Origin of the sequence: Bradyrhizobium sp., assembly GCF_019242285.1 — a bacterium.
In the GTDB taxonomy this organism is placed as follows: Bacteria; Pseudomonadota; Alphaproteobacteria; order Rhizobiales; family Xanthobacteraceae; genus Bradyrhizobium.
In genome coordinates, this window is the sequence record NZ_JAFAVV010000633.1 from 1 (window position 1) to 3,194 (window position 3,194).

The 3,194-nt window shown below is 67.3% G+C and carries 2 protein-coding genes and 1 pseudogene; 1 reads left to right on the top strand and 2 read right to left on the bottom strand.

Annotated features, from left to right (window positions below; genetic code table 11):
* Window positions 1-1,412 (bottom strand): signal recognition particle protein (ffh, locus tag JOY90_RS25900; RefSeq protein ID WP_291693951.1); only part of this gene is annotated, 1,412 nt, incomplete at its 3' end.
* A gap of 399 nt (window positions 1,413-1,811) precedes the next feature.
* Between ffh and JOY90_RS25905 the strand changes: the two genes are divergently transcribed.
* Window positions 1,812-2,792, top strand: a complete 981-nt coding sequence (locus JOY90_RS25905) for an MBL fold metallo-hydrolase (protein ID WP_291693952.1) — start codon at window positions 1,812-1,814, stop codon at window positions 2,790-2,792.
* A gap of 285 nt (window positions 2,793-3,077) precedes the next feature.
* On the opposite strand, the pseudogene JOY90_RS25910 reads toward JOY90_RS25905, so the two are convergent.
* Window positions 3,078-3,194 (bottom strand): annotated as a pseudogene (locus JOY90_RS25910) (SIMPL domain-containing protein); the annotation flags it as partial.

Below are 3,194 nucleotides of genomic sequence, written 5' to 3' on the forward strand. Positions count from 1 at the left end.
CCGCCGCCGCTCTTCATCTTCTCGGCCATCGCCTTCATCTGCTCCGGGCTCGGCGTCGGCATGCCGCCGCCAAAGCCCATCGCCTGGGCGATGCCGGCGAGCGGGCCGCGCTTGCCGGAGCCCATGGCCTTCATCATGTCGGCCATGTTCCGGTGCATCTTGAGGAGCTTGTTGACCTGCTCGACGGTCTGGCCGGCGCCGGCGGCGATCCGCTTCTTGCGGCTCGCCTTGAGGATGTCAGGACGGCGGCGCTCGTCGCGCGTCATCGAATCGATGATCGCGACCTGCCGCTTGATGACCTTGTCGTCGAGCCCGGCAGCGGCGATCTGGTTCTTCATCTTGGCGATGCCGGGCATCATGCCCATCAGCGAGCTGATGCCGCCCATGCTGGCCATCTGCTGCAGTTGATCGCGCATGTCGGCCAGGTCGAACTGGCCCTTGCGCATCTTCTCGGCGGCGCGCGCCGCCTTCTCGGCGTCGATATTGGCGGCGGCCTTCTCGACCAGCGAGACGATGTCGCCCATGCCGAGGATGCGGCCGGCGATCCGGCTGGGATAGAAATCCTCCAGCGCGTCGGTCTTCTCGCCGGTGCCGATCAGCTTGATCGGCTTGCCGGTGACCGCGCGCATCGACAGTGCGGCGCCGCCGCGGCCGTCGCCGTCGACCCGGGTCAGCACGATCCCGGTCAGGCCGACGCGCTGGTCGAAGGAACGGGCGAGATTGACCGCGTCCTGGCCGGTCAGCGCGTCGGCGACCAGCAGCACCTCGTGCGGGTTCGCGGCCGATTTGATTGCGCCCGCCTCGGCCATCATCTCCTCGTCCAGCGTCGTACGGCCGGCGGTGTCGAGCAGCACCACGTCGTAGCCGCCGAGCTTGCCGGCCTCCAGCGCGCGGCGCGCGATCTGCTCGGGCTTCTGGCCGGCCACGATCGGCAGCGTCGGGATGTCGAGGTCGCGGCCGAGCACCGCGAGCTGCTCCATCGCCGCGGGGCGGTAGACGTCGAGCGAGGCCATCAGCACCTTGCGCCTGTCGCGCTGGACCAGGCGCCGGGCGAGCTTGGCGGTGGTGGTGGTCTTGCCGGAGCCCTGCAGGCCGACCATCATGATCGGCACCGGCGGCACCGCGTTGGTGTCGATGGTCTGGCCCTCGGCGCCGAGGGTGTTGACCAGTTCGTCATGGACGATCTTGACCACCATCTGGCCGGGGGTGACCGACTTGACCACGGTGGCGCCGATTGCCTGCTCGCGCACGCGCTCGGTGAAGCTCCTCACCACCTCGAGTGCGACGTCGGCCTCGAGCAGCGCGCGCCGCACCTCGCGCATCGCAGCATCGACATCGGCTTCCGAGAGCGAGCCGCGTCCCGTGAGCCGATCGAGGATGCCGCCAAGCCTTTCCGACAGATTGTCGAACAATGGTGTCGTCCTGTTGTTGCCTTCACTCTCCCCGCTCGCGGGGAGCCATAGGGCGGGCCAAGCGAAGCGCGCCCGCCATTCCGAATTCCACTTTTCGGTGGGCACGGCGCTTTGCGCCTTAGCCTTCCCTACGTTCGGTCTTACCTCTCCCCGCAAGAACGGGGCGAGGGAGAAGAAAGTCAAAACATATTCGCGCCCGAGGGCGCATCGCGCTGTCGGGCGTTGACCTCCAGCCTCCAGGACCGGTCGGCGGATCGAAAAGAAGCTCTTTCCGAGAAACGGCAGACTTTAAAGCCCCACCGGCCGTCAAAGTCAAGGAAACTTGCCGAAACCGGCCGAATCCCCATGTGTTAACGCCGATCCGTGTTCCCTCCCCGCCCCTCCAACCCAAGAGCATGCATGAAGACCTATTCCGGCCCCGTCAGCGATCATTTCGACGGGGAGCGCTTTTTCGATCCCGACGGCGCGCCGCCGAAATCGCTGTCGCAGATCCTGCGCTGGCAGTTCGGGGGCGGCCGCAAGCGCGCCCGCTGGCCCGACTGGGCCCCAAGCCCCCATCTCGATACCCCGCCGCCGCGAGTCGATGGCGGCGCGGTGCGGCTGTCCTTCGTGGGCCATGCGAGCTGGCTGATCCAGGCGGCCGGGCTGAATATCCTGGTCGACCCGGTGTGGTCGACGCGGGTGTCGCCGGTCGCCTGGGCGGGGCCGAGGCGCCATAACGATCCCGGCATTGCCTTCGAGGCGCTGCCCAGGATCGACATCGTGCTGGTGTCGCATGGCCATTATGACCATCTCGATATGGCGACGCTGTCGAAGCTCGCGGCAAACTTCGCGCCGCGCGTCATCACGCCGCTCGGCAACGACCTGACCATGAAGGATGCCGATGCTTCGATCCGGGCGGAGAGTTTTGACTGGCACGACCGGGTCGAACTCGGCGATGGCGTCGCGGTGACATTGGTGCCGACCCGGCACTGGTCGGCTCGGAGCCTGAAGGATCGCAACAGGGCGCTGTGGGCGAGCTTCGTGCTGGAGACGCCGGCCGGCAAGCTCTACATCGTCTGCGATTCCGGCTATGGCGATGGCAAGCATTTCCGCTGCGTGGCGGCGGTGCATGGGCCGCTGAAGCTCGCGATCCTTCCGATCGGCGCCTATGAGCCGCGCTGGTTCATGCGGGATCAGCACATGAACCCGGAGGATGCAGTGCAGGCGCTGGCCGATTGCGGCGCCGAGACCGCGCTCGCCCATCATCACGGCACCTTCCAGCTCACCGACGAGGCGATCGACGCGCCGCCGATCGAGCTCGGCAAGGCGCTGGATGAAGCAGGAGTGCCGCGCGAGCGGTTCAGGGTGCTGAAGCCCGGGCAGGTGTTCGAGATCTGAGCCGGGCTCTATCAGCCCGTCGTCCCGGACGCGCGCACCAGAGCGCTGAACGCTGCCCCCATGGAACAGGCATTGGCAGGCCATCGCTCCTCGGTACCCTGTCATCACCCGCGAAAGCGGGTGATCCAGCATTCCAGAGACAGCGGGGCTTGAATCGATGGGCCGCGGCGTACTGGGTCGCCCGGTCCCGCCTACGCCAACCACCTTCGTCCGAAGGCGGACTTCGGCGGTCAAGAGGCTTCGGCGGGCGCGCGCAAGCCGGGCGACGACTGCGAGGAGGGGTTTCTACTGCTTGATCGCCCAGGTCACGCTGACGCTGACCGACAGCGTCTCCTCGCCTTGCGCCACCGGCGTCGGCACGGCGGCCGCCATCGGCATCATGGTTTTCGCGCGAAAGAGCGG

Bases quoted from the DNA above. Each gene is read 5' to 3' on its own strand.
- JOY90_RS25905 (WP_291693952.1), top strand. From the start codon at position 1,812: ATGAAGACCTATTCCGGCCCCGTCAGCGATCATTTCGACGGGGAGCGC.